This is a genomic window from Streptomyces sp. NPDC028635, from assembly GCF_040637635.1.
GTDB lineage: Bacteria > Actinomycetota > Actinomycetes > Streptomycetales > Streptomycetaceae > Streptomyces.
In genome coordinates, this window is sequence record NZ_JBEZWX010000011.1 from 182,149 (window position 1) to 208,269 (window position 26,121).

At 73.9% G+C, this 26,121-nt stretch carries 24 protein-coding genes; 9 read left to right on the top strand and 15 right to left on the bottom strand.

Translation table 11 applies throughout. The annotated features are described in order from the left end of the window. Positions 1-63: 63 nt before the first annotated feature. From AB0E88_RS15255 to AB0E88_RS15280, 6 genes are all read right to left on the bottom strand, one after another. On the bottom strand, positions 64-495 hold the full coding sequence (locus tag AB0E88_RS15255; RefSeq protein ID WP_361629814.1) for a zinc ribbon domain-containing protein: 432 nt from the start codon (positions 493-495) through the stop codon (positions 64-66). Between the two features lie 160 nt (positions 496-655). Beyond that, entirely contained in the window at positions 656-1,432 is a 777-nt protein-coding gene (locus AB0E88_RS15260; RefSeq protein WP_361629817.1) for a TetR family transcriptional regulator, read from the bottom strand. An 83-nt stretch (positions 1,433-1,515) separates the two neighbouring features. Beyond that, positions 1,516-3,807 carry a SpoIIE family protein phosphatase gene (locus AB0E88_RS15265; RefSeq protein ID WP_361629936.1) on the bottom strand — a complete coding sequence of 764 codons (2,292 nt, stop codon included), beginning with the start codon at positions 3,805-3,807 and terminating at the stop codon, positions 1,516-1,518. A gap of 149 nt (positions 3,808-3,956) precedes the next feature. Further along, positions 3,957-4,532: an antibiotic biosynthesis monooxygenase gene (locus AB0E88_RS15270; protein WP_361629820.1), complete on the bottom strand. Its 576-nt coding sequence runs from the start codon at positions 4,530-4,532 to the stop codon at positions 3,957-3,959. Positions 4,533-5,245: 713 nt separating this feature from the next. Further along, positions 5,246-5,611: a hypothetical protein gene (locus tag AB0E88_RS15275; protein WP_361629823.1), complete on the bottom strand. Its 366-nt coding sequence runs from the start codon at positions 5,609-5,611 to the stop codon at positions 5,246-5,248. A 294-nt stretch (positions 5,612-5,905) separates the two neighbouring features. Beyond that, positions 5,906-6,823 carry a MurR/RpiR family transcriptional regulator gene (locus tag AB0E88_RS15280; protein WP_361629939.1) on the bottom strand — a complete coding sequence of 306 codons (918 nt, stop codon included), beginning with the start codon at positions 6,821-6,823 and terminating at the stop codon, positions 5,906-5,908. Between the two features lie 138 nt (positions 6,824-6,961). On the opposite strand from AB0E88_RS15280, the gene AB0E88_RS15285 reads away from it, so the two are divergent. Further along, positions 6,962-7,153, top strand: coding sequence for a hypothetical protein (locus AB0E88_RS15285; protein WP_361629826.1), 192 nt, complete (start codon positions 6,962-6,964; stop codon positions 7,151-7,153). Between the two features lie 13 nt (positions 7,154-7,166). After that, entirely contained in the window at positions 7,167-7,565 is a 399-nt protein-coding gene (locus AB0E88_RS15290; RefSeq protein WP_361629829.1) for a DUF3662 domain-containing protein, read from the top strand. A 164-nt stretch (positions 7,566-7,729) separates the two neighbouring features. On the opposite strand, the gene AB0E88_RS15295 is transcribed toward AB0E88_RS15290, so the two are convergent. After that, positions 7,730-9,274, bottom strand: coding sequence for a phospholipid carrier-dependent glycosyltransferase (locus tag AB0E88_RS15295; RefSeq protein WP_361629942.1), 1,545 nt, complete (start codon positions 9,272-9,274; stop codon positions 7,730-7,732). 197 nt (positions 9,275-9,471) lie between these two features. Next, on the bottom strand, positions 9,472-10,116 hold the full coding sequence (locus AB0E88_RS15300; RefSeq protein ID WP_361629832.1) for a nucleoside/nucleotide kinase family protein: 645 nt from the start codon (positions 10,114-10,116) through the stop codon (positions 9,472-9,474). A gap of 85 nt (positions 10,117-10,201) precedes the next feature. Here AB0E88_RS15300 and AB0E88_RS15305 point away from each other — a divergent pair, with 85 nt between their 5' ends. The 3 genes from AB0E88_RS15305 to AB0E88_RS15315 all read left to right on the top strand — a co-directional run bounded on the left by AB0E88_RS15305 (position 10,202) and on the right by AB0E88_RS15315 (position 14,955). Continuing rightward, complete coding sequence (locus AB0E88_RS15305; protein ID WP_361629835.1) at positions 10,202-10,942, top strand: beta-phosphoglucomutase family hydrolase; 741 nt, start codon at positions 10,202-10,204, stop codon at positions 10,940-10,942. Continuing rightward, positions 10,939-13,281: a glycosyl hydrolase family 65 protein gene (locus tag AB0E88_RS15310; RefSeq protein ID WP_361629838.1), complete on the top strand. Its 2,343-nt coding sequence runs from the start codon at positions 10,939-10,941 to the stop codon at positions 13,279-13,281. Before AB0E88_RS15305 ends, AB0E88_RS15310 begins: the two co-directional genes overlap by 4 nt. Before the next feature lie 177 nt (positions 13,282-13,458). Further along, positions 13,459-14,955: a hypothetical protein gene (locus tag AB0E88_RS15315; RefSeq protein ID WP_361629841.1), complete on the top strand. Its 1,497-nt coding sequence runs from the start codon at positions 13,459-13,461 to the stop codon at positions 14,953-14,955. Here the strand turns inward: AB0E88_RS15315 and AB0E88_RS15320 are convergent. Continuing rightward, positions 14,918-15,877, bottom strand: a complete 960-nt coding sequence (locus tag AB0E88_RS15320; protein WP_361629844.1) for a hypothetical protein — start codon at positions 15,875-15,877, stop codon at positions 14,918-14,920. The two genes, AB0E88_RS15315 and AB0E88_RS15320, sit on opposite strands and share 38 nt — an antisense overlap. A gap of 15 nt (positions 15,878-15,892) precedes the next feature. Further along, on the bottom strand, positions 15,893-17,365 hold the full coding sequence (locus tag AB0E88_RS15325; protein ID WP_361629847.1) for an APC family permease: 1,473 nt from the start codon (positions 17,363-17,365) through the stop codon (positions 15,893-15,895). A 325-nt stretch (positions 17,366-17,690) separates the two neighbouring features. Here AB0E88_RS15325 and AB0E88_RS15330 point away from each other — a divergent pair, with 325 nt between their 5' ends. After that, positions 17,691-18,167, top strand: coding sequence for a DUF5709 domain-containing protein (locus tag AB0E88_RS15330; protein ID WP_361629850.1), 477 nt, complete (start codon positions 17,691-17,693; stop codon positions 18,165-18,167). Between the two features lie 110 nt (positions 18,168-18,277). Here AB0E88_RS15330 and AB0E88_RS15335 read toward each other — a convergent pair whose 3' ends face one another. Continuing rightward, positions 18,278-18,484 (bottom strand): hypothetical protein, encoded by a 207-nt coding sequence (locus AB0E88_RS15335; protein ID WP_361629853.1) that lies wholly within the window; start codon positions 18,482-18,484, stop codon positions 18,278-18,280. Positions 18,485-18,763: 279 nt separating this feature from the next. Between AB0E88_RS15335 and AB0E88_RS15340 the strand changes: the two genes are divergently transcribed. Beyond that, a complete protein-coding gene (locus AB0E88_RS15340) occupies positions 18,764-21,079 on the top strand; it encodes an MMPL family transporter (protein WP_361629856.1) in 2,316 nt (771 codons plus the stop codon). Here the strand turns inward: AB0E88_RS15340 and AB0E88_RS15345 are convergent. Further along, complete coding sequence (locus AB0E88_RS15345; protein WP_361629859.1) at positions 21,036-22,145, bottom strand: PP2C family protein-serine/threonine phosphatase; 1,110 nt, start codon at positions 22,143-22,145, stop codon at positions 21,036-21,038. The two genes, AB0E88_RS15340 and AB0E88_RS15345, sit on opposite strands and share 44 nt — an antisense overlap. Positions 22,146-22,275: 130 nt before the next feature. On the opposite strand from AB0E88_RS15345, the gene AB0E88_RS15350 reads away from it, so the two are divergent. Beyond that, positions 22,276-22,641, top strand: a complete 366-nt coding sequence (locus AB0E88_RS15350) for a hypothetical protein (RefSeq protein ID WP_361629862.1) — start codon at positions 22,276-22,278, stop codon at positions 22,639-22,641. Here the strand turns inward: AB0E88_RS15350 and AB0E88_RS15355 are convergent. Together AB0E88_RS15355 and AB0E88_RS15360 are read right to left on the bottom strand one after the other, a co-directional pair. Further along, positions 22,638-23,525, bottom strand: a complete 888-nt coding sequence (locus AB0E88_RS15355) for a Gfo/Idh/MocA family oxidoreductase (protein WP_361629865.1) — start codon at positions 23,523-23,525, stop codon at positions 22,638-22,640. The genes AB0E88_RS15350 and AB0E88_RS15355 overlap by 4 nt on opposite strands. Before the next feature lie 133 nt (positions 23,526-23,658). Further along, a complete protein-coding gene (locus AB0E88_RS15360; protein ID WP_361629868.1) occupies positions 23,659-23,886 on the bottom strand; it encodes a hypothetical protein in 228 nt (75 codons plus the stop codon). A 291-nt stretch (positions 23,887-24,177) separates the two neighbouring features. Between AB0E88_RS15360 and AB0E88_RS15365 the strand changes: the two genes are divergently transcribed. Further along, on the top strand, positions 24,178-24,996 hold the full coding sequence (locus AB0E88_RS15365; RefSeq protein WP_361629871.1) for an SAM-dependent methyltransferase: 819 nt from the start codon (positions 24,178-24,180) through the stop codon (positions 24,994-24,996). 129 nt (positions 24,997-25,125) lie between these two features. Here AB0E88_RS15365 and AB0E88_RS15370 read toward each other — a convergent pair whose 3' ends face one another. Beyond that, complete coding sequence (locus AB0E88_RS15370; protein WP_361629874.1) at positions 25,126-26,040, bottom strand: helix-turn-helix transcriptional regulator; 915 nt, start codon at positions 26,038-26,040, stop codon at positions 25,126-25,128. Positions 26,041-26,121 lie beyond the last annotated feature (81 nt).

Consider the following 26,121-nt stretch of genomic DNA (forward strand, 5'->3'; position numbering starts at 1 on the left):
GCACACGTGCACGACTTCGGTGCGCATGTGCGGCCGGAACCGCCCAGCGGTGCTGACGTCCCGTCAGGTCCAGGCCCGGTACGGCTCGTCGACCAGCTGGAAGACGGGCTCGCCGCGCACCGGGTCCTTGGCGGTGGACAGGCGTACGCGGTCACCGCTGTGGATGCCGATCGGCGGACCCATCACACGGCCCCGCACGACGAAGCCCTCCGCCATCTCGACCAGGGAGACGTTGCGCGCGGCCGGGGAGTTGCGGTGCACCACCGTGGAGTGGCGGACCGTACCGACGCCCTCGCTGCGCTCCGTGCGCAGCTCGCTGCCGCGGCAGACGGGACACAGCACCCGGTGGTACATGGCGGTGCCGCACCAGGTGCAGCGCTGGAAGAACAGGGCGTCCTTCGCCTCGGTGGTCCCGGGACCGGTGGCCGGGTGGTCGAGGACGCCCGTCGCGGAGCGGGCTACCGGGGACACGGCGGTTCCTGAGTGGTGGTACACGCGGCTCAACTCCCTGCACTCGGCCGGAATCCGGCGCGCGCGGGGCAGCCCGCGCACGCGTGTGCCCGGTTCACGGGGGGACCGTGCACAGCCTCAGCGTATGGCACTCAGTGCCACAGGTAAAGGTACTGCGTACCACGAAAAGGGAACGAAGGCCCAACTAGATCCGCCCGAAGGCCGACTCGACCTCCTGCACCACCCGCCACAGCGGGGCGTCCCGCCGGGAGACCACGACCACCACGTCGTCGTCCCGAGTGGCGGTGGGCCGGATCGGGCCGGTGGCCTGGCGCCGGTCCTGTGCGCCGGCCGCGGGTCCGGCCTGCTCGCCGAAGGCCTCCTGCACATAGCCGAGCGCATGGTCCACGGTGGCGCTCGCGTCGCCCTCGCCGTCCGAGCGCAGCCACGAGCGCAGCGCGTTGTTGTGCGCCGCCACCACGGCGGCCGCGATCACGTCCGCCCGCAGGATGCCATCCGGCCGGCCGGCGAAGCGCTCGCGCAGATACTCCGCGAGCGCCCGCTCGTAACGCCACACCACCGACAGCTCGTAGGCGCGCAGGCCCGGCACCTGCTTGGTGAGCCGGTAGCGCTGCACGGAGAAAGCCGGGTTCTCGGCGTACAGCCCCAGCACCAGCCGGGCCGCGTCGCACACCCGCCGCACCGGCTCGTCGCCTTCGCCGCTCGCCGCGAGGAACGCCGTCATGTCCGCCAGGCAGCGCTCGTGGTCGGGGAAGACCACGTCCTCCTTGGACGGGAAGTAGCGGAAGAACGACCGCCGTCCGACGCCGGCCAGCGCCACGATGTCGTCCACGGTGGTCTGCTCGTAACCGCGTTCGAGGAACAGCCGGAAGGCCGCCGCGACGAGCGCCTCCCGCATCGGCGGCCGCGCGCCGGCCTCCGCCCTGTCCTCACGCCCGGAGGCGGCACTGCTGGAACTCATGCCCGGAACGTAACACTTGATCGGCCATTTTGGCACTCAGTACCCTCGATGCAGGGTACTGAGTGCCGTGCGGCTTCCCGGGCTCAGTCCGAGTCCTCCGGCACCCGGATGTCGACCACGCACACGTCGTCCCGCCGCTCGCCGTCCAGCAGCGCGGTCAGCAGCGGCGCGAGCGTGCCCGACGGGGCCGGCACCGGCGTCTCGAGCGCCGTCGCGAGCCGGCCGATTCCCAGGTCGATGCACTCACCCGGCCGCTCGACCAGCCCGTCGGTGTACAGCACCAACCGGTCACCCGGCAGCAGCCGGCACTCGGCCTCCTCGTAGTACGGCGTGTCGGTGGCCCCGAGCAGCATGCCCGCGGGCCGCTCCAGGGGCTGCGCCCGGCCGTCGCGCAGCAGCATCGGCGGCGGATGTCCGGCCTGCGCCCACACCAGACGATGGCCGTCGGCACGGTAGCGGGCGAGGATCAGGGTGGCGGTGCCGTGCGGACCGCGGGAGTGCAGCAGCAGCCGGTTGAGCCGGGCGAGCGCCCCGGTCAGCGACGACCCCGTGCTGATCATGCCCTTGGCGGTGAAGCGCAGCTGCGCCATGGTGGCCACGGCGTCGATGCCGTGCCCGGCGACGTCGCCGACGACGAACAGCGCGTCACCGTCGGGCAGTTCGATGGCGCTGAACCAGTCGCCGCCGACGCTGAGCCCCGACTGCGCGGGCAGGTACGCGATCTCGGCACGCAGCCCGGCGAGATCGACCGGCGTACGCGGCAGGGGCAGCAGGGCGTGCTGCAGCCGGGTGGCGAGGGCCCGCTCGGCCTGCAGCACACCCTGCTGGGTCGACATCGCCCGCTCGCTCTCCACCAGAGCGAGTTCGGCGTTGCGGCGCGCGGATAGGTCCTGCACGAAGCCGTGCACCTCCACGGGGACGCCGCTGTTGTCGGCCACCGCCTCGGCCACCACCCGCAGATGCCGTATCCCGTCGGGCGTACGCACCCGGAACGGCACGTCGAAGCGGTGCCCGTCCCGCAGCAGCTGCCCGACCGCTCCGGCCAGCGCGGGCATGTCCTCGGGCACGGCCAGCGAGGGCAGCTCGGCCAGCCGCACCGGTCCGCGCGCCGGGTCCCGGTCGAGCACGGTGAAGGTCTGCGCGGACCAGGTCGCCTCGTGCGTGACCAGGTTCCAGTTGGCCCAGCCCAGGTTGCCCAGCCGCTGCACGTCCGCGAGCCGCTGCTCCTGCCGGTCGGAAGGGTCGTGCCGGACCCAGTTCACGACCAGGCCGGCGCCCAGGCGGGCCACCCGTGGGGCGGACGTGACCAGTTCGGCGACGCCTCCCGCCACCACGCGGTGGGCGAGCGGTTCGCCCTCGTACGGCTCACCGGTGGCCAGCACCCGCAGACAGCCCTGCCAGAGCTGCTCACCGGCCACGCTCGGCCGGTACTCCAGCAGCCGCAGACCGACCAGCTCGCGTCCGGTGCGGCCGACGGCGTCGACCGCGTGCGGGGTGGCTGCGTCGATACGGAAGTCCTCGACGTCGCCCGACTCCGACCGCAGCGGGGTCAGCAGCAGCGCCGCGCCCGGCAGCGTCTCGAACACGCCCTGGACCACGTCGGCGGCCGCGTCGACGGAGGGTTCGCGCGGGGCGTCCAGCGACCGCAGCCGGCCGGCGCACAGCCGGGCGACCGCCCGCATATGATCCCGGTCGGTTTCGGTGAACGGGCCGGCGCGTCCGCACAGGACGCCGATCACCACGTCCGCCCGGCCGCCGACCGGCACCGGCAGCCAGGCGCGCGACGGCCACCGCTCGGGAGGGTCACCGATGAGCAGATGCGTGTGGCTCGCCGCCTCGATGTCCTCCAGCCACTGTTCCTGCTGCGCCTCCAGGCTGTCCCGGGCGGCCACTCCGCGCAGCGGCGGCACATGATGCCACTGGGTGGCGGTCAGCTCGTCGAGTCCGGCCTGCCCGATCAGCTCCAGACCGCCGACGTGCAGCCGCTGGTAGATCATGATCGCGGTGGCGTCCACGCGGCGCCCCAACTGCCGGAGCAGTACCGCGGCGAGCCCCTGCGGACTGTGCACCCGCAGCAGGGCACGGCCGAGGCGGGCCAGCGCGGTGGCGTCGTCGGGCAGCGCCGGCGGCTCCTCCGGACTCTCGGCGAGGTCGGTGCCGGCGCCGGGCCGCCGGGTCTGCGAGGGGGGCGGGGGTGCCGCGAGCGTGCCGAGCGTGATCCAGCACTCCTCCAGCAGGGTGCGCTCGGCGGCCTTGGCCCGGTACAGCAGCTCCTCGTAGGCCGTCTCCGCCGAACATCCGGTCAGCGCCATGACGGCGCCCTTGGCCCGCTCCAGCACAGCGGAGGTCGCGGCCATGTCGTGCAGCCGGTCCATTTCGGCACGCTGACGGGCCACGACCCGGCTCAGCGCGGCCAGGTCGGGCACGTTTCCGGACTCCGCCGGGAGGGCCGGTTCGCTCGTCACGCCTCGAGCATTGCACAGGAGGGGGGCTTCGCTCGCGGTCTGGGGCGACCTGATCGCCCCTACCGGTCCGGCGGGGGGTACAGCCACAGGCGCAGCACCCGGCTGAGCAGGGGCATCACCAGGTACGTCAGCACCGGGAGCAGCACCAGCGGGAAGACGGCGGCGCGCAGCGGCAGGGGCCAGGCCGCCGTGCGCGGGGTCACCAGCCACTGGATCAGCAGCGTGAAGGGGTAGGCGCCGAGGAACGTCGTGAGCACCATCTTCCAGCGCGGCGGGGACTGCACGCTGGTGCCGGGCAGGCGGAACCAGGTCTCCAGGCCGGTGGTGGACTGCCGCTCGCTGCTGACCTCGGTGGCGATGCCCTCGATCCGCTCGTGCCAGTCGGCGCGCTCGTCGGAGCGCAGCCAGGCGCCGAGCCGGTCGCTGTCGCTGAAACGCAGGACGGCGTGGAAGCGGTGCCCGCCGTCCGCCGGCCGCAGCCAGGCGACGCCCTCGTTGCCGGGGAACTCGCGGACGCAGCGGGAGATGCCCCGCGTCCACTCCTCGAACTCCTGCTCGTGCCCGGGCCGCACCCGCCAGGTCAACACGGTGGTGACGGGTTCCGGACGCCGCCCGTCCGGGGTACTCGTGGTCATCGCCGCTCGCGGTGGGTACCTCATGGTCCCCCCGTGTGCCACGCCTGACCCCACCCATGCACACCACGGGTGCACACCACGGGCCGCCCCGTGGGGACGCCCGCACCGGCGCCGGATGCGGTCCGGGTGCGGCCCGGTGTCGCCGTCGAGCGCGGCCCGGCTCGCGAGGGGCGCACCTGCCGGCGGGGCGGGCGATTCGCCGGGCAGCCCGGTCGGCCCTGGACCCGGCCGTACGCCGCGCCACTCGAGCCGGTCCGTCCGTCGGCGCGGGCTCCGGGCTCAGGGCTGTGGGCCCGTGCCGCGGGGGTGGTTCTGTCGGCGGACCGCATGGTCCGCGCGCAGGGGTCGGGCCGGCTACTGCGTAGGCGAGCGCTCGGGTCGCACGCCGGGCTCGCGGGGGGCCGCTGCGTCGGCGGGCGCTCGGGTCGCGCGCCATGCCACCCGGGCCGTTCCGCCGGCGGGCGCACCGTCCGCGCGCCGCGGGCTGGGGGCCGCGGAGGCGGGGGCCGCCCGGGCGCGCGGCCGGGGTCGTGTGCCGGGGTCCGCCGGAGCCGTGAGGCTCGGGGGCCGGGAGGCGGGAGGTGGGAGGCGGGGGTCGTCCGGGCGCGAGGCCGGGGCCTGCCGGGGCCGTGTGCCGGGGTCCGCCCGAGCCACGCACCGGGGCCCGCCCGAGCCGTGGACCGGGACCGGCGCCGCGGCCGGGGCCCGATACGTCAGCGCGGGCCCGTCAGGGCTTCCGTGACCGCGCGGACGCTGCGGGCGATGTGCTGCAGTTGCAGGACCTCCGCCGCGTACAGCTTGATCGTGTGCTCGATGACCGACTCCGGCAGGCCGAGCCGGGGCAGGTCGGCGCGGGCGGTCTGCAGCGCGGTGCGCGCGACGCGGATCTCCTGCTGGACCTGGAGCTGCGCGTGCCGGGCGAGTAGCACCGGGTGCCGCAGCAGCGCCGGGTAGCCGGCGTAACGCGCCGGCACCAGTTCCCGCAGCCACCGCACGGCCGAGCGCTCCCAGTCGTAGGAGCCGGGGGTCTTCACCTGGCACGGCCAGTCCGGGCTGATGCGCGTCGTCGTCAGGGCCATGATCGTCGCTTCCGGCGTCGGGTGCGGTGGTTCGAGGGGGAGGGGCGGCCCCGGCCTAGGGGATGACCGGGGCCACCACGGGCGCTCGCACAGGTGAGACGCCCGACCGGACTGCCCCTCGCCGTCGTGGGTAGGGGACGGCGGCGGAGGGGGCGGTGTACGGCCCCGAGCAGTATTTATATATGCCGTCTGGTTTGCAAGACGTATGAAAACATTCATGCGTGCTTTACGACGGGTCCTCCCGCTGTGCGCCGGTATGAGTCCGGCCCACCCGGGGAACGGCACCGTCGCGGTTCAGTCCCGCAGGAAGAAGTGATGCTCCTCGGCGACCTGCTCGTACTCCTCCAGGCGTCCCTGCGTCCGCTCCGGACCGGCGTCGGTCATGGCCTGCAGCAGCGCGGCGGCCATCACCCCGGGCGCCGCGTAGGAGTCGAACACGAGCCGCGAGCCCGTCCCGGTCGCGAACGTGACGTCGGCCTCGTCCACGACCGGCCCCAGCGCCAGGTCGGTGATCAGGGCGACCTTCAGCCCGGCGCGCCGCGCCACGCGCACCGCCGTGAGCGTCTCCTGCGCGTGCCGGGGCATGGAGAACGCCAGCACCCAGGTGCCGCCGGCCTCCCGGGACTGCAGCAGCGCGTCGTACGCGACGCTCCCGCCCAGCGTCACCAGCCGCACGTCGGGATGGATACGCCGGGCCGCGTAGGCGAAGTACTCGGCGAGCGAGGAGGAGATGCGCAGCCCGAGCACGGTCAGCGGTGCCGACTCCGACAGGCTGCGGCCGACCTCGATCACCTGGTCGGGGTCGGCGAAGTCGCGGCGCAGGTTCTCCAGGTTCTCGATCTCGGCGTCGACCGCGGCCTGCAGCTCGTTGCTGCGGTTCACCTCGGCGGGCCCGCCGGCCAGCGTGCCGAGCGCGATCGTCTGCAGCCGCTCCCGTAGCGCGGGGTAACCGCTGAAGCCCACCGCGGCCGCGAACCGCGTCACCGACGGCTGGCTGACCCCGGCCCGCTCCGCGAGATCGGTGATCGACAAGAAGGCGGCCTCGGTGATGTGCTCGATCAGGTACTGCGCGATGCGCCGCTGTCCCGGCGACAGCCGCGGCTGGTCGAAGAGCGCCCTGAGCTGGGAAGTCGGGGACGCCTCCACCTCCGGCGCGGTCTTGCCGGACGTGATCGCCGATGCCTGTGCGCGTGCCTGCTGCGGCGACGGCACGGGTGCGCCTCTGTTGTCTCCCACAGTGCTTCAACATAGCTCACGCACCGTGGTGAACAGGGCGGATGGATAGCCCGGCGCCCGCCGGGAACCCGGCGCGGGACATGACCCCCGACGACACGTCAGGAGCAGTACGCGATGACCGTCCCCGAGGAGAACCGGGCGAAGACCGGCACCACCGACGACACCCTCAAGGCGCGGGGCGCGGCCCGGGCGGCGAACGGGCCCGAGGAGCGCGGCGCGACGAGGGACCAGGGCGCGAGCGGGCGCACCCTGCGCGAGGCGTTGGAGGAGGCCCAGGTGCGGCCGGACGACTTCGAGGAGAAGTGAGGGGGCGGACTCCATGGGAGCGCTCAGCGGGCTGGAACGCGCCTTGGAGCAGCGCTGGGAGGCGCTGTGGGAACGCGTCGTCGGCCGGGAACCGGTCGAACTGCTCGCGGCCCTGCGCCGCGAGTGCGACGAACACGCGGTCGTGTGCAGCGAGAACCTCGTCGTGGTGCCCAACGCCTACGACGTCGAGCTCGACGCCTCCGTCCACGACGAGCTGAGCCGCCACGGCGGCCGGGTCGGCCAGGACCTCACCGACAGCCTGGTCCGGCACGCGGAACGCAAGGGCTACGCCTGGGCGGGCCCCCTGACCGTGCACATCACCCGCTCCCGAGAGGTGCCCAACGGCCGCTACCGGGTCGCGAGCACGGTGATGCGGCACGTGAGCGCGCAGGGGTTCGAGGCGGCCCGCTAGGGCCTGCCGGGTGGATCGCTCCGGCGTCGCGGGGCCCGGCACACGCCCCGCGCCCGGCGGGAACGCCCCGCCGTGCGAACCGGGGCCTCCCGTGCGAACCGGGGCCTCCCGTGCGAACCGGGGCCTCCCGTGGGAACCGGGGCCTCCCGTGGGAAACGGGACGCCTACCGCCGGAACACCGTGATGGAGTGGCCGACCTCGTCGACCGGCCGCAGGCCGGCGACGAGTGCGGCCAGCCGGCCACGCGCCTTGGCGAGCGCGGAGTCGGACACCACCAGCAGCCCGTGCACGTCGTCGGCGGGCACCCCCAGCGGATTCGCCGCGCGGATGCCGTAGGCGGACGGCACCCCGCTGCCCTTGTACACGAGCCACACCCGTTCCCCGGGGTGGCGCTCGCGCAGACGGTGGGCGAGCCGGCCGAGGTCCTGCCCCCAGTCGACGTTGGAGTCGTGCAGCCGCAGATGTGTCCGCGCGGGACCGCCGAACGCCTCGTTGGAGTACGGCAGGTAGTACGGGAAGGCGCGCAGCGAGCTGACCGCGACGCACAGCACCAGCCCGGCGGTCACGGCCGGCGCCCACCGCCGGCGCAGGACCGTCGCGCAGCCCGCGGCCACCGCGAGGAACACCGGCACGAACAGGGCGTACCGCGTGCCGAGGTCCCGCGACCCCGTCATCGCCGCCGCCAGCAGCACCCCCGTGGGCAGCAGCAGATACGGTGCCGCGGCCCGCAGGCGCCGCACCGTCAGCGCGACCACGCCGGCGACCCACAGGGCGAGCATGCCGAGCGGTGTCTTCACCAGCAGCGCGGCCGGCAGGTAGTACCAGAGCGAGCCGGTGTAGAGCCGCCCGAACAGGAACCCCTGCCAGGGCTGGTTCTCGAAGGCGAACTGCATGCGCAGTCCGTCCCGGTACGCCCGCGGCAGCGGCAGCAGCCGCACCAGCAGCCCGCGCAGCCCGTGCACCACCGGCACCGGCTGCTCGGGCGACCACCGCAGCCGCGGATCGACCACCAGATACGTCGCCCACACGACCGCCACGGCGGTCACGGCCACGACCAGCGCCCCGCCGGCCGCCCGCAGCAGCCGCTCCCGCCGCCCGTGCGTCCCGCACGCGTGCCACACCGACACCGCCGCCAGGACGACCAGCACCGGTACGGCCGGAAGCGACGACGCCTTGGTCGCCAGCGCCGCCCCCAGGGCCGCACCGGCCGCCGGCAGACACCGCCGGGGCCGCTGCCGGGCACGCCACAGCAGCCACACCGACGTCAGCAGGAACCCGGCCGCCGGCGCGTCCAGTGTGGCGAGCGAGCCGTGCGCGATCACGTCGGGCGAGAAGGCGTACATCCCGAGCGCCACCAGGCCGGCCGCCGGGCCGGCGAGATCCCGGGCGAACGCGAAGGCCACCAGGCCGAAGAGCAGCGTCAGCACGATCACCGGCAGCCGCGCCCAGAACATCAGCCGCCAGGGGTCGTTCCCCGACCCGTACAGCAGATGCTGCCCGACCCGCTGCTGGGTGCCGGTGAAGGAGGCGTCGAAGTGCGGCGCGGCGGCCGCCACGCCCACGGCGATCACCAGCTTGCCGAGCGGCGGATGCTCGGGATTGATCTCCAGGCTGTGCTCGTGCAGATAGACGGCCGCCGCGCCGACGTAGACGGGCTCGTCGACGGTCGGCGTCTGCTGGACGGCGGTGGTGACCATCGCGACCGCCATCTGCCCGAGCAGCACGACCACGACCAGCGGCAGCAGCCACCGCCGCCCGCGCCGCCCGTCCCCGCGCGCGGGCGTCTCACGCACCCGCTGCCGCTCGCTCGTCGCCATGTGCCGCCCCGCGCGGGCGCCACCCCCTCAGGAGCCGTACGCCGGACCTTCCGCCGCGCCCACAGGTACGGCCCGAGGGTCGCCGTGGTTCACCCTTCCAGGCACGTCATCGTGATCACGAGGTCCGCCCGGTCCCGGGTGGCCGCCACCAGGTCGGCGTTGCGCTGGTCCGTGCCCCGCACCCAGGCCACCGCCTCCTCGTGACCCTTGCCGAACTCCTCGTGCCGGGCGATCAGGCGGCGCACCCGTTCGGGCTCGGGCAGCTCGCAGAACCACACCTCGTCCAGCGCGGCCCGCACCCGCGCCCACCCACCGGTCCCGAGCAGCAGGTAGTTGCCCTCCGTCACCACCAGGCGGGCGGCCGGCGGGACGGGGATCGCACCGGCCAGGGGCTGTTCCAGGACCCGCTCGAATCCCGGCGCGTACACGACGTCCTCGTCCTCGTGGCGCAGGCGGCGCAGCAGCGCCGCGTACCCGGCCGCGTCGAACGTGTCCGGCGCGCCCTTGCGGTCCCGGCGGCCCAGACGCTCCAGCTCGACGTCGGCGAGGTGGAAGCCGTCCATGGGCACGTGCGCCGCCCATGGCTCGCCCGTCCCGTTCAGCGCCCTCACCAGCCGCTCGGCGAGCGTCGTCTTGCCCGCGCCGGGACTGCCGGCGATGCCGAGCACCGCGCGCGTGCCCGAGGGCCCGACGAGGCGGCGGGCCCGGGTCAGCAGATCGTCGAAGGTCGGCACGCAGGGAAGTGTGCCATCCCCTCGAACGGCGCCCTGTGGCGTGGGACACCCCGTAGGAGCCGCTGTGTGGGGAACGGTGTCAGGTATGACGACGGATCTCGGTCTGCCCGACCACATCCAGGCCTGCCTCTTCGACCTCGACGGGGTCGTCACCAAGACGGCCGTGGTGCACGCGGCCGCTTGGAAGGAGACGTTCGACGCGTTCCTGCGGCAACGCCAGGGCGCGGACGCCGAGCCGTTCAGCGACGACGACTACGACCGGTACGTCGACGGCCGGCCCCGCGCCGACGGCGTGCGCACCTTCCTCGCCTCCCGCGACATCCACCTGCCCGAGGGCTCGCCCGGCGACCCGCCGGACGCCGGGACCGTGCACGGCCTCGGCAACCGCAAGAACGAACTGCTGCTGGAGAAGATCCGCACCCAGGGCGTCGAGCCCTACGACGGCACGCTGCGCTACATCGAGGCCGTCCGGGGCAAGGGCCTGCGCACCGCCATCGTGTCGTCCAGCGCCAACACCCTGGACGTCCTGAAGTCCATCGACGCCGAGCACCTCTTCGACGTGCGCATCGACGGGGTCGTCGCCGTCGAGCGCGGCCTGCCCGGCAAGCCGCGCCCCGACACCTTCCTCGCCGCCGCCGCCGACCTCGGCGTCGAGGCGGGCGACGCGGCCGTCTTCGAGGACGCCCTGGCCGGCATGGACGCCGGCCGTGCGGGCAGGTTCGGATACGTCGTCGGAGTCGACCGCGTGGGGCAGACCGACGCGCTGTACGCGCACGGCGCGGACCGTGTCGTCAAGGACCTCGCGGAGCTGGGAGGGCAGGCGTGATCACCGAGCGGTCGTACACCGTCGAGCCGTGGGCCGTCCGCGAGACCTCCCTCGACCTCGACCTCCTCGCACAGAGCGAGTCCGTCTTCGCCCTGTCCAACGGCCACGTCGGCTGGCGCGGCAACCTCGACGAGGGCGAGCCGCACGGCCTGCCCGGCGCCTACCTCAACGGCGTCCACGAGCTGCACCCGCTGCCGTACGCCGAGGCCGGCTACGGCTACCCGGAGTCCGGTCAGACCGCCATCAACGTCACCAACGGCAAGGTGCTGCGGCTGCTTGTCGACGACGAGCCCTTCGACCTGCGCTACGGCCGGCTGGTCTCCCACGAGCGCAAGCTCGACCTGCGCCGGGGCGTGCTGGAACGCGTCTGCGAGTGGACCTCCCCGGCCGGTACGACCGTCCGGGTGCGCTCCACCCGCCTGGTCTCCCTCACCCAGCGGGCGATCGCCGCCGTCGCCTACGAGGTCGAGCCGGTCGGCCGCCGCGCCCGGGTGGTGATCCAGTCGGAGCTGGTCGCCAACGAGAGCCTGCCCGACCCGAACGGCGACCCGCGCGCCGCCCGCGCCCTGAAGTCGCCGCTGGAGCCGGAGGAGGACATGGCGGCCGGACCCCGGCTGCGGCTCGTGCACCGCACCCGGCGCAGCGGACTGCGCGTGGCCGTGGCCGCCGACCACCGCGTCGAGGGGCCCGAGCGGACCACGACCAGCAGCGAGTCCAACGTCGACGTGGCCCGGTACACGGTCACCGCCGTGCTGGAGCCCGGGCAGCGGCTGCGGGTGGAGAAGCTGGTCGCGCACGGCTGGTCCGGCGCCCGCTCGCGGCCCGCGATGAGCGACCAGGTCGAGGCCGCCCTCGCGGCCGCCGACCACAGCGGCTGGCAGGGCCTGCTGGACGACCAGCGCGCCTACCTGGACGACTTCTGGGCGGCCGCCGACGTGGAGGTCGACGGCGACGAGGAGATCCAGCAGGCCGTCCGCTTCGCCCTCTTCCACGTCCTGCAGGCCGGTGCCCGCGCCGAGCAGCGCGCCATCCCCGCCAAGGGCCTGACCGGGTCCGGCTACGACGGGCACGCCTTCTGGGACACCGAGATGTTCGTGCTGCCGCTGCTCACCTACACGGCGCCCGGGGCCGTCGCCGAGGCGCTGCGCTGGCGGCAGAACACCCTGGACGCGGCCCGCGAGCGCGCCGCCCAGCTCGGCCTGCGCGGCGCCGCGTTCCCGTGGCGCACCATCGAGGGCCAGGAGGGCTCCGCGTACTGGCCGGCGGGCACGGCCGCCTTCCACGTCAACGCCGACATCGCGGACGCCGTCGTGCGGTACGTGGCGGCCACCGGAGACGTCGCCTTCGAACGCGAGACGGGTCTCGAACTGCTCGTGGAGACCGCGCGGTTGTGGCGTTCGCTCGGCCACCACGACGGCACCGGCGCCTTCCACGTCGACGGCGTCACCGGGCCCGACGAGTACAGCGCGGTGTGCGACGACAACACCTACACCAACCTCATGGCCCGGCAGAACCTGCTGGCCGCCGCCGACACCGCCGAACGCCACCGCGAGCAGGCCGCCCGCCTCGGCGTGGACGACGAGGAGACGGCCACCTGGCGCGACGCCGCCGCGGCGATGAACATCCCCTACAACGACGAGCTGGGCGTGCACGAGCAGCACGCGGGGTTCACCCGCTACCAGCGCTGGGACTTCGCCGGCACCCGCCCCGACCAGTACCCGCTGATGCTGCACTTCCCCTACTTCGACCTGTACCGCAAGCAGGTCGTCAAGCAGGCGGACCTGGTGCTGGCCATGTACACCTGCGACAGCTTCTTCGACGAGGAGCACATCGCCCGCAACTTCGCCTACTACGAGCCGCTGACCGTCCGCGACTCCTCCCTGTCGGCGTGCGTGCAGGCCGTCGTCGCCGCCCGCGCCGGCCATCTGCGCCTCGCCTACGACTACACGGCCGAGGCCGCGCTGATGGACCTGGCCGACCTGGAGCACAACACCCGCGACGGACTGCACATCGCCTCCCTGGCCGGCACCTGGACGGCCCTGGTCGCCGGTTTCGGCGGCATGCGGCGCGACGGCGGGAGCCTGCGCTTCGCACCCCGCCTGCCGGAGCACTTCAGCCGGCTCGCCTTCCACCTGCGGCTGCGCGAGAGCCGCCTGCGCGTGGAGATCGGCCCGGAGAAGGCCGTCTACACCCTGCTGGCGGGGCCGCCGCTGACGATCCGGCACCACGGCGAGGAAGTGACCCTGTCCACCGAGAGCCCCGCCGTACGCCCCGTACCGCCCGCCCCGCAGCGCCCCGACCCGGAGCAGCCCCCGCACCGCGCCCCGAACGCCCGCTAGCGCCCGCGGCCCGAACGGGGAGGGCGGCGCCCGGGCCACAGGTGCGCCCGTCCTCCGCCCGGCCGCGCTCCGCGGGCCCCGGGCGGCGCCGCCGGTTACGTTGGCGCTGATCACCGCGCGCGTGGCCGGCTGCCCGGTCCGTGCGCGGACCAGCGACCGCAGGGAAGGGCCGGGGCGATGGCCGACAGCGCGCACCGCACCCGCGTCGGCCCGCGGCCCGCGCCCTCCTCCGCCCGGCCCGCGCCCGACCGCACCGGCGGCCCGCTCGCCCTGGTGGCCGGTGCGTTCACGCTCGCCCAACTGCTGCTCGTCCACCCGTCCATGGGCCTCGGCTGGGACGAGACCGTCTACGTCAGCCAGGTCTCCGGCCACGCCCCGGCGTCGTACTTCAGCGCGCCACGCGCGCGTGGCGTCAGTCTGCTGGTGGCGCCCGTCACGTCCTGGTCGTCCTCCACCCCGCTGCTGCGCGGATACCTCGCCGTGCTGTCGGGCCTCGCCCTGTACCTCGCGCTGCGCACCTGGCGAGGCGTGTTCCCCGTCCGCGTGCTCGCCACCGCCGGGGCCCTGTTCGCCACCTTGTGGGTCACGCTCTTCTACGCCCCGCAGGCCATGCCCAACTACTGGGTGGCCGTCGGCGCCCTGGCCTGCGCCGGCTGCTTCCTGCGAGGGTGGCGGAACCCGGCCGACCGGTGGGCGCTGGGCGGCATCGCGGCAGCGGCCGCGCTCATGGCGCTGATGCGGCCCACCGACGCCGTCTGGACGACCGCCCCGCTGCTCGTCCTCGCGGCCGCCACACGCCGGTGGCGACTGCTCGTCGCCCTGCTGTCGGGCCTCGCGGCCGGTGCCGCGCCATGGGTCGTCGAGGCGTACGCCGACTACGGCGGCCTGGCCCGCCGCCTCGCCGACGGCTCCCGCCTCCAGGGCGGCCTGGGCCTGCACTTCGCCGTCGACGACCAGCTGCGCAGCCTGGACGGACGCACCCTGTGCCGCCCCTGCGACGTACCCGCACCCCACCCGGCGGTGATCCTGTGGTGGTGCGCGCTGCCGCTGCTCGCCGCGGCCGGTCTGGCCGTCGCCGTCCGGGCCGGACGCACCCTGCCCACACTGCTCCCCGTGGCCTGCGCGGTCACCGCCGCCGTGCCCTACCTGTTCCTCATCGCGTACGCCGCCCCCCGCTTCCTGCTCCCGGCGTACGCCCTGCTGTCCCTGCCCGTCGCGGACGCCCTGCGGGCCCTGGTGACCGGCCCGCGAGGGCGCCCGCGCCCGCTGCTCACGGCCGCCGCGGTCCTCGCGCTCACGGGCCATCTGGCGGTGCAGTACGGCGTCCTGAGCCACACCGTGCGGCGCACCACCGCGCAGCACCGGGCCTGGGCCCGCACCGCCGCCGAGCTGCACCGGCTCGGGGTACGCCCGCCCTGCCTGGTCACCGGCCACGAGGCCCTGCCGATCGCCTACTACGCCGGCTGCGCCTCGGCCGCCACCTCGGGACCGAACGCGAACGCCACCGCGGCCGGCATCACCCGCACCGCGCACCGCGTCCCCACCGCCCACCTCACCCCGCCGGACGGCGCGCCCGCCGGCTACGCCCGCACCTGGCAGCCGTACCGCTTCGGCACACTGCGGATCTACGTGGCGCCTAGCCCTCCACCCCCAGTGCGCGCCGCCACCGGGTGATCTGGCGGGCCGGGTCCCCGGTGCACGACCACGGTGTGCGGGTCGCGCGGCGGCCCACCAGCGCGAGCAGCGCGGCGGCGACGTCCGCGCACCCGGCGAGGCACGCCGCGTGGGCGAGATGGTGCACGTCCCGCAGCTCGGCCGGCGCCACGGGGCCCTCCCCGCGCCCGGTGATCCAGCGCTGGTGGCTGCGCCGTACGTCGGCGACCGCGCCGGGGTGACTCCAGTGCTCACCGAAGGCGACGGCGGCCGTCCCGCCGGAGGCCGCTTCCAGGGCGTAGCGGTACTCCTCCACGCGCGCGTACTGCACGAGCACCGGCAGCGCGCAGCCCGGCGGCGCCACCCCGGCGGCGTCGCGGGCGAAGTCGTACATCAGGCCGTGGCTGCCGTGCCAGCGCGCCGAGTAGTAGTGCAGCACCTGAAGATGCCCCTCGACGCTGTACGCGTCGCGCCGGTGCAGCTCGTCCCACCAGCGGGCCAGCTCCCGCCGCCGCACCCCGGACGGGTACAGCCGGGCCACCGACACGAGCGACACCCATGGCGTCGGGTCCTGCGGGCAGGCCTCGGCCGCCGCGTGGCAGGCCGACACCGCCGCGTCGATGCGCCGCCGGTCGATCGGCACGCCGCGTCCGGCGGCGATGGCCACGTTGAAGGCCCGCGTCGTCTCCGTAGCGGCCCGCAGCACCAGGGCGTCGGCGCTGCGCGGCTCGGCGGCCAGCCAGGTCTCCACCGTCGAACGGTCCGCGCAGGCCTGCGCCAGCAGCCGCACCCGGTGTCCGCGCACCGCCCAGTCCGGGCCGGTGGCGCGCAGCAGTGCCCGCAGCCCCTGCCAGCGGCCGATCACGACGTCCTGGCGTGCGGAGGTCAGCGCGGCGTCGCCGCAGTCGGGGTCGAAGTCGGGTGTGAAGCGCTCCCGCGCCATCGTCCTGCCCACCCCTCAGAAGTCGGTGGGGAGGCCCTCGTAACCACCCGGCGGCAGGGCCGGCCCGGCGGCCGGGACGTAGTCGGTCTCGACCGTGCGCGAGGCGTCGAGCTTCGCCGGCCGGTAGTACTCGCTGCCCCGCCGCCAGTACCGCAGCATCGGCACCAGACCGGCCGCGAGGCCGCCGAGCCCGATCGCGACCGCCGCCCCGCTCAGCTCGGCCAGCGACTCGGCGAAGACCCAGAACATGAACACCGCGCCGAGCAGCGGCCACAGCCCGTTCAGCAGGAAGGCGCCCGGCGACGACAGCAGCGTCCTGCGGTACGCGACGACGACCGCGACGCCGGCGAGGCCGTAGTACACGGAGATCTGCAGACCGATGGCGCGGATGGCGTCGGCGAGGATCTCACCCACCGTGCCGAGCGCCGTGGACGCGACGAACAGGGCCAGCGCCACCGCACCCACCACGGTGATCGCCACCCACGGCGTGTTCCAGCGGCGGTGCACCAGGCCCAGCGCCGCGGGCATCGTGCGGTCCCGGCCCATCGCGAACAGCGAGCGCGTGACCTGGATCAGCGTGGTCTCCAGCGTCGCGACGGTGGACAGCATCACCGCGACCGTCAGCAGCTTTCCGCCCCAGCCGGGCCAGATCACCTCGCCGAGCGCGGCCGGCACGTCGGCGCCGTGCGCGGCGATCTGCTCCGGGGTCAGGAGCGTGTTCGCCAGGACGGTGAACACCTCGAACAGCACGAACACCACGCCGAGCCCGATCAGCCCCGCCGGGCCCGCCGTACGGCGGCTGTTGCGGGTCTCCTCACTGAGGTTGCTGGTGACGTCCCAGCCCCAGTAGGAGAACGCGGCCACCAACGCGCCCGAGGCGAACCCGGACACGCCGTCGAAGTGGCCGAGCCCGAAGCACGACCAGTCGAAGGTCGGGACATGGCCGAAACGACCCAGCGCGAGCACCGCGAACAGCGCCAGGATCGCCAACTCCACGCCTGACATGAGGAGTTGGGCCCGCGCGGTGAGGCGGGCGCCGCCGAGCACCACACCCAGCATCAGCAGGAACCAGCCCGCGCCGACCAGCGTGGCCGGTGCCGTGTCGTCCGCGAGGCCCGGGTCGAACAGGGCCAGCGTCAGCGACCCGGCGGGCAGCGAACCGGCCACCATGAACAGGGTCGCCGACACCACCAGCGCCCAGCCGCTGAGGAATCCGAGAAAGGGATGCAGCGTCCGGCCCACCCACGAGTAGCCGGCGCCCGCGTTCGCGTCGAGGCGGCCCAGCCGGCTGAACGCCAGGGCGATGCCGAGCATCGGTATCGCGCAGTACAGCAGCGCGGCCGGGCCCGCCGGCCCCACCGCGGCGACCAGGACCGCGGTCGTGGCGGCCAGCGAGTACGCCGGTGCGCTGCCCGCGACCGCCATCACCACGGTGTCCAACATGCCCAGGGCGCCTGCCTGCAGCCCTCTGCCGCCGCTGTTGCTCATGGTCGCTGCCTTCGTTCGTGCCGGCGCGCGGGCGGGACCGGCACCGGCGACGTGGGGGGTGGGGGGTGCCGCCGCGGCCCCGTGGGGAGGCCCCGGGCGCGGCGACCGCGCAGCCGGCGGGAAGGTACGCCGCTGCGTGGACGAACGGTCACGCGGAGTGTGCGAGTGATGATAGCCCCACCGCTCGACGTGGCACGACGCGCTCCCGGAGCCGTACGCGGGCACCGGGCCAAGGGGGTTGGACCCGGCCGAACGGGAAACGCGGAACACGGAAAGCACGCACACGCGCATCACGAGGTGACTGGCGCACCCGAGGGAGGCAGCCATGGGCACCCGCCCCGAACCGATGGCCGACGACGCCTACCAGCCCACCGGTAGCAACGAGGAGCAGGAGGACGCCGCGCCCCTGGACATGCAGGACGCCGTCGGCGAACGCACCTATGACGACACCCTGGACGAGGGCTACTCACCCCCCGAGAAACCGCTCGGCGTCACCAAGTACGGCACCACCGCCGCCGAGCAGCACGACGGGGAGAGCCTCGACCAGCGGCTCGCCCAGGAGCAGCCGGACGTGCAGCCGCCCTCCGGCGACGACATCGGCGACCTGCCCGGCGGCGAGGGCGAACCCGTCGACCCGCAGGCCGGAGCGGACCGCGCCGGACGGCTCGTCGCCCCCGACGAGGGCGTGCGGCCCGACACCGAGAAGGACGCCGTCGCCGCGGACAAGGGCATCGACGCGGGCGCGGCCGGCGCGGAGGAGGCCGCGATGCACGTCGTCGACGACGACCTGACGCAGCCGTAGCCGACTTTCGTCCTCTCGGCGGCAGACGCGCAGGGACACACGTGGGGCGGTCTCCTCGACGGTGAGGAGACCGCCCCACGGCACGGTCCCGGCTCGAAGCGCCCGGCCCGTCAGGGCAGCAGCTTGTCCAGCGCGGCGGGGCCCTCCCGGTCCAGCTTGCGCTTGGCCCACTCCAGGTTGCGCGGAGTGATGTCCCGGCCCGCGGCCAGCACGACGTCCTCCGCGGAGACGTCGGTACCGGTACGGGCGTGCAGCAGGCTGTCGGGAGTGGCGCGGTCCTCGGACGGCTTGGACGCCTCGGGCTGTGATGTCGGCATGGCAGTGCTCCCTCCGGTCCGGACGGCTGCGACGACCCGGTGCGCGCAACCGGTCCACTCTCACCATTCATCCATCCGGCGCACCCTGCATCCGGACGGCACGGACACGCGCGCCGCAGCCGCGTGCCGTGCCGCCGGAGTACCGCGGTGCCGCGCCGCGTAACCCTCCCGCCCGCGATCGTCCGGGATGCCGCGCCCGGCACCCCGACGTCTAATGGGAAAGGTCGAACGGGAGAGGTCGAGCACCCCGCCCCGCGTACGCCAGGAAGGGCCGGGCCCATGGCACGCACCCGGGAACGCACCAGGGGACACCACGGCGCCGCCGGGGACGGCACCAGGGCCACGGGGGGCCTGCGGGGACTGGGGGAGTGGTGCGCGAGGCACTTCGTCGTGGTCATCGTGGCGTGGCTGGTCGCCCTCGCCGCCCTCCAGGTCCTCGACCGGAACTTCGGCGGGGAGTACTCCGACAACTTCTCCCTGCCCGGAGTGCAGTCGCAGCAGGGCCTGGACGTCCTCAAACAGCACGATCCCGCGGCCGGCGGCTACGGCAGCCAGATCGTCATGCACGACGGCAGCAAGTCGCTGACCGCGCTCGGTTCGCAGATGTCCACGACCGTCGCGGACCTGCAGAAGATGCCGCACGTCCTGTCGGCGCAGAACCCGCTCACCGCTCCCGGCTCCACCCAGGGCAAGCCGGCACCGAGCAGCGTCGGCCCGCTCTCCGGCGACGGACACACCGCCTACATCACCGTCCGCTTCGACGTGCAGCCCTCGACCCTCGGCGACAGCTATCTCAACGGCGTGGACAAGGCCGTGCAGCCGCTGCGCTCGGCCGGCGCGCAGGTCGAGTACGGCGGACCGCTCGGCGAACTCGCCCGGCCCGCCGCGGACGACCGGGTCAGCGAGCTGATCGGCTTCGCCGTGGCCATCGTGGTGCTGCTGGTCGGCTTCGGCAGCGTCATCGCCGCAGGGCTGCCCCTGGTCACCGCGCTCATCAGCGTCATCGGCGGCCTGGCCTGCCTCGGCCTGCTCGCCGCCGCCTTCACCTTCGCCACCGTCTCCCCGACCCTGGCCACCATGATCGGCCTGGGCGTCGGTATCGACTACGCCCTGTTCCTGATCACCCGGCACCGGCAACATCTCATGGACGGCGCGGATCCGGTGCACTCCGCCGGCCGGGCGGCCGCCACGAGCGGGCGGGCCGTCCTGGTCTCCGGCACGACCGTGATCATCGCCCTGGCCGGCCTGTACGCCTCCGGTGTGTCCTTCATCGGGAAGCTGGGACTCGCCGCCGCCGTCACGGTCGTCACCGCCGTGCTCGGGGCGCTCACCCTCGTGCCGGCGCTCCTCGGGCTGATCGGCAGACGCATCGACCGCTACCGGGTGCGCCGTCCCGTCGCCGAGACCGACGCCGAACCCGGCACGACACCGCACGGCACCTGGCACCGCTACGCCCAGCGGGTGGAGCACAGACCCTGGTCCTACCTCGCCGCGGGAGTGGTGACCGTCGTCGTCCTCGCCATCCCGGTCTTCTCCATCCAGCTCGGCCACATCGGCGACGGCGCGGACCCCACCTCCTTCACCGACCGGCGTGCCTACGACCTCATGACCAACGCCTTCGGGCCCGGCTCCAACGGCCCGCTCACCGTCGTCATCGACCAGAGCGGCGTACCGGGCGACCAGCGTTCGGCCCTGTCCTCCCAGGCGCAGAAGACCCTGAACGCCGTGGCCGGCGCCGCCACCGTCACCCCGCTGACCCCCACCAAGGACGGCGACGTCCTGATCGGCACCGTCTACTCCAAGTACAGCCCGCAGAACGCCGGCACCACCGACCTCACCAACCGGCTGGTGGACACGACCCTGCCCGACGCGGTCGCCGGCACCCACGCCAAGGGCTATGTCACCGGTACCACCGCAGCCCAGGTCGACTTCCGCGACATCGTCTCCAGCCGGCTGCCGCTGATCATCGGCGTGGTCGTCGCCCTCGCCTTCCTGATCATCCTCGCCGTCTTCCGCGGACTGCTCGTCGCCGTCAAGGCCGCCGTGCTCAACGTCCTGTCCATCGCCGCCTCCTACGGCGTGGTCGTCGCCGTCTTCCAGTGGGGCTGGGGCGGGCCGGCGCTCGGCGTCTCGGGCAAGGTGCCCATCGAGAGCTATGTGCCGATGATGATGTTCGCGATCATCTTCGGCCTGAGCATGGACTACGAGATCTTCCTGCTGTCCCGCGTCCACGAGGCCTGGCTGCGCACCGGGGACGCGAAAGCCTCGGTCGCCCACGCCCTGGAGATCACCGCGCGGGTGATCACCTGCGCGGCACTGATCATGGTGAGCGTGTTCGCCGCGTTCATCCTCAGCGACAACATCGTCGTGAAGATGCTGGGCCTGGGCCTCGCCGTCAGCGTGCTCATCGACGCGACCGTGGTCCGGCTGCTGATGGTGCCCGCGGTGATGACCCTGCTCGGCCGGCACGCCTGGTGGACGCCGCGCTGGCTGGACCGGGCCTTGCCGCACATCGACGCCGAGGGCGAGTCGGCCGGGCAGCCGGACGACGTCAGCGGGCGTCCGGCGGCGTCGGCGCGAGGACGAGCATCGTGACGTCGTCGCGGATCTCGGGGCAGAACCGCACGAGATCGGCCCACACCAGCCCCGGCAGCGTGTCCGGGCCGGCGCCGGCGAAACCCGCCAGCCGGTCCTGGAGCGGATAGAACGCACCTGCCCCGTCCCGCGCCTCCAGCACCCCGTCCGAGGCCAGCAGCAGCCGGTCGCCGGGCAGCAGCGGCACCGCGGCCCCGGCCTCCGGACGCGTGTCGGCCAGCCCCAGGCCGAGCGGCGTCCACGGCTTCACCGGCACCTCGCTGACCGTGCCGCCGCGCAGCAGCAACGGCGCCGGATGCCCGCAGGAGACGATGCGGACCGCCCGCGTGTCCGGCGCGAACTCCAGCAGTACGGCCGTCGCGAACAGCTCCGCGTGCTCCGTGCGCGCCGAGTCCACCACCAGCCGCCGGTCCAGGCGGGCGGCGACCGACTCGACGTCGGCCTCGTCGAGCACGGCCTCACGGAAGGCACCCAGCACGGAGGCCACCGTCGCGACGGCCGACAGCCCGTGCCCCTGCACATCACCGAGGACGGCCCGGACACCGTACGGACCGCCGCGGACGTCGAAGAAGTCGCCCCCGACGAGCGTGCCGCGCTCAGCCGCCCGGTACAGCCCCGCACAGCGCACCCGTCCCACCCGCTCCGGCACCGGCGGCACGACGGCGCGCTGCGCGGCCTCGGCGACCGTGCGCTCCAGGTCCAGCTGGGCGTCGCGGCGGCTGCGCACGAACGACACGAAGATGCTCAGCACCGAGACGAAGGCCAGGGTGAGCAGGTCGGTGTTGCCCGGGCGGTTCAGGTGGAAGGCGGGGATGTTGAGCACGGCGAGGGCGGCGCCGCCCAGCAGGGCGGTGGCCAGGGGCCCGTACGACAGGACGGCCAGCGGCGGGATCGCGCCCAGCAGGAAGCCGATGTCCTGGGCCTCGGGGGTGACGAGCGTGGCCACGCACACGCCGACGACCAGCAGCACCGGCAGCACGCGCACCCACGGGGGCGGCGGCGCACCGCGCAGCCAGCCCCGCCGGTCCTGCTCCCGGCCCGCCACCACACCACGCAGCCTCGCCACACCCCCACGCTCCTACGACCCTCCGCGTCCCGCACCCCGGGTCCGGCCCGCGCGGCGTTGTCAGTGCCGGGTGCGATGCTGGGGCGGACGGCATGATCACGGGCGATCGAAGGCGCGGGGGAGAGGCGACATGGGTTTCGTGGGCCAGGTGTGGCGACTGACCGGTGCGGCGGGCGCGATCGGGGAGGTCGTCGTCGAGGAGGCCGACTTCCCCTGGCTGCGCGGGCGGTTCACCGCCGGCCCGGCCTTCGGCTCGGTGCGCGGGTTGTTCGAGCGGGAGCTGGCGCTGGCCGACGACGAGGACCGGGACGCGTGGGAGCGGGTGTGGGACGACATAGCCCGCGCCGTGACGCTGCACGCCCCGCACGGCCCCGTCGCCGAGTTCCTGCTGCACATCGAGGACGACCGCGCCTGGTTCCGCTGGAGCGACGAACCCGTCGACGGCGGCCCGGCCGCCGCCCCGGCGGACGGCGGTCCCGGGGACGGAAGAGGCTAGTTCTCCGAGGGCGGCAGCAGGTCCTCGGCCTCGGCGAGGATCTCGGTGACCCGCAGGGCGAAGGCCGCGTCGCAAGGGTGGGGGCCGCCGCCCGCGGCGGCGGCGAGCAGGGCGTCGACGGCCCGGGCGTACGACTGCTGCGCCCCCTGGGTGCGCTCCGGGAGCCGTGTCACGCCCGACTCGCCGCGCAGCTCCACCACGGCGCCGGCCGCCGCGGGCGGCACCGTCAGGCTCAGGTCCAGGGCGCTGGAGGCCCCGCCGACGTGGCGCAGCACCAGGTGCACGGTGTCCTTGGGCCCGCGCGCGGCGGCGGCCACCTGCGCGACGTCCCCGAGCACCGGCAGCAGCACGGACAGCGCGTGCGGGCCGACGTCCCACAGCGCGCCGCGCTCCCGGCGCCACGGCGAGGTGGCGTACGGACTGCCCTCGGCGAACGCCGCGCCCAGCCACTGCGCCCGCGCGGTGAACCAGCCGCCCGTGTCCGCCTGTTCGGCGATCCACGCCTCGGACTCCGGCTGGAACCGGGCGGTGAAGAAGACGACCGAGGCCACCTGGGCCTCACGCACCGCTTCGGCGACGGCGCGCCCGCCGGTGACGGAGGTGGCCAGCGGCTTGTCCAGGAGGAGATGCCGCCCCGCGTGCGCGGCCCGCGCCGCCAGTTCGGCCTGTACGTCGGGCGCCAGTGCGACGGCGACGGCGTCCACGTCGGTGAGCAGGGCGTCCACGTCGTCGTAGGCCCGCGTGCCGTGGCTCTCGGCCAGCTCCTTGGCCGCTTCGGGCCGGCGGCCCCAGACACCCACCAGGTCCACGTCCTCGTGGGCGGCGAGCGTGGGGGCGTGCACCAGGCGCGCCCAGGGTCCGGTGCCGAGCAGTCCGATGCGCATGCCGCTCCTTCACAGGGTCGTCGTCCTCACGGTCCTTCGGCGAGGTCACGCACGAGCGTGGCACACCGCGGGTCCCGTGAGACACCCCGCACCGACCGGGGCGCTCAGGCCGCCGGGCGTTCGGCGAGGCGCGTCAGGCCGCCGGGCGTTCGGCGGGGCCCGCCGGCTCGGGCGACGTGGCGCCCGCCGCCGCTTTGCGCGAGTGACTGGCCCGCCCGCCGCGCACCAGACGCAAGTGGCGCCGCCGCGCCGCGTGCCGGTGCCTGGCCGGCAGTGCGGTGAACAAGCGGTCCTCCATGCGATCCATGATCAGCAGCAGAACGGACAACAACGGCAACAGCAGAACGGCGACCCAGACCACGGCAGCCCCCTAAGCAGGGTGAATGTCTTCACGGGTGCTCCGAACCGACCCGCTGATGCGTTCGACGCCGGTGAAGAATGCGTGACGATTCACGGGAGACGTGCACAAAACGGTGATATGCCACAAACGGCTCAGGCGCAACAGGACGGTGCCATGTGCCGCGTCGGGAAGCGATGCGCATGTGTCCGAAAGTCGCCGTGCACGAGTGCGGGAACGGACCTACGCGCCCCGGTCCTGCCAGTACGCTCTGTGCTGCCGGTTGGGGCGACGGGGTGCGGAGTTGGGGGCACGGTGCGGGAAGACAGGAAGCTGTCCACGGAGATCGACTCCAGCGTGCCGACGGCCGCGCGCATGTACGACCACTACCTGGGCGGCCGGGACAACTACGCCGCCGACCGCGCGGCGTGCGAGCAGCTCGACAAGGTCGTTCCCAGCACCCGCCGGCTCGCCCTGAACAACCGCCACTTCCTGCAGCGCGTCGTGCGGACCCTCACCGAGGAGCACGGAATCCGGCAGTTCCTGGACCACGGCTCCGGCCTGCCCACCCAGAACAACGTCCACCAGGTCGCCCAGCGGCTCGATCCCACGGCGCACGTCGTCTACGTCGACAACGACCCCATGGTGCTGGTGCACGGCCGGGCGCTGCTGGAGCAGGACTCGCGCACCACCGTGATCCACGCCGACCTGCGCGACACGGACCAGATCTTCGACCACCCCGACACGCGGCGCCTGATCGACTTCTCCGAGCCCGTCGCCGTGCTGTTCAACTCCGTCTTCCACTGCATCCCCGACAGTGACACCGACGGACCGCTCGCGGTGGCCCGCCGGGTCGCGCGACGCCTCGTGCCCGGCAGCTACCTGGTCATGTGCCAGCTGGTCAGCGAGGATCCGGAGGTGCGTGCGTTCGTCACCGGCTTCATGGACCAGGCGACGCAGGGCCACTGGGGCCGCGTGCGCGAGGAGAAGGACGTCGCCGAACTCTTCGAGGGTCTCGAGATCCTGGAGCCGGGGCTGGTGGAGGTCTCCACCTGGCGTCCGGACACCGAGGTCGCCCCGCGCCAGCTCACCCACGAGTGGATCGAGTTCGGCGGAGTGGGCCGGGTCGTCTGACCGCACGCCCTCGGCCGGCGCCGGCCCGTCCCCACGTCGCGGTCGGGCCGACGGCGGCAGGCGCGACCCGTCTCGGCCGCCCGCGGTGGTTCCTGCCCGCGGCGGCCCGTCAGGGGCCCGCGGCGGCCGTCAGCTGTAGCGGCTCTTCACCGTTTCGCGCAGCAGCTCGATCGTGTCGCGCGGCTTCAGGGCCTCGTCGGCGAGGCGGTCCAGGGCGAACCGGTACTCCTCGGTCTCGTCGCGGTCCTCGAGGAAGTTCGCGCTGCGGATGTGCTCCAGATAGACCACGTCCGGCAGATCGAGACCGTCGAAGCGCAGATAGGTGATCGGGATGGCGGGCGCCGACGCGTCCGTGACGTCCAGGGGTACGACCTGGACGGTCACGTTCGGGCGTTCGGCCATCTCGATGAGGTGCTCGAGCTGCTCGCGCATGACGTCCTTGCTGCCCAGCACCCGCAGCAGGACCGATTCGTCGATGACCGCCCACAGCTGCGGCGCGTCCTCCCGCCGCAGCAGCTGGGCCCGGCGCATCCGCAGCTCCACGCGTCGCTGCACCTCGCCCGCCGGCGCGTTCGGCAGGCCGCGCTTGACGACGGCCTGGGTGTAGGCCGAGGTCTGCAGCAGACCGGGAACGTACTGGATCTCGAAGGTACGGATGGTGGCCGCCGCCTCCTGAAGCCCCACCAGCCGCTCGAACCACTCGGGCATCAGGCGCTTGTCGTAGCGCTGCCACCAGCCGGGCTGGCCCGCCCGCTGCAACAGCCGCAGCAGTACCGACGCCTCGTATTCCTCGGTGCCGTACAGCGACAGCAGGGCGCGCACATCGCTCTCGGCCGGAGGACGACGGCTCTTTCCGGCCTCGATGCGCGACAGCTTCGCGCCGCTGAAACCGAGCTCCTTGGCGGCCTGGTCCTGGGAGTACCCGGCGTCCTCGCGGAAACCGGCCAGCTGGACGCCGACCAGCATCTTCAGCAAGGTCGGCGCGGGCTCAGACCGGTCCAGATACGATTCCAGCCGGGAGAGACGATGCGACTGAGCGGACATCCTTCACTCCCCGTTGACCGGCAGACCTGACGGCCAGAATATCGCACTCGTTGCCGATGCGGCCCATCATCCGCCCGATCC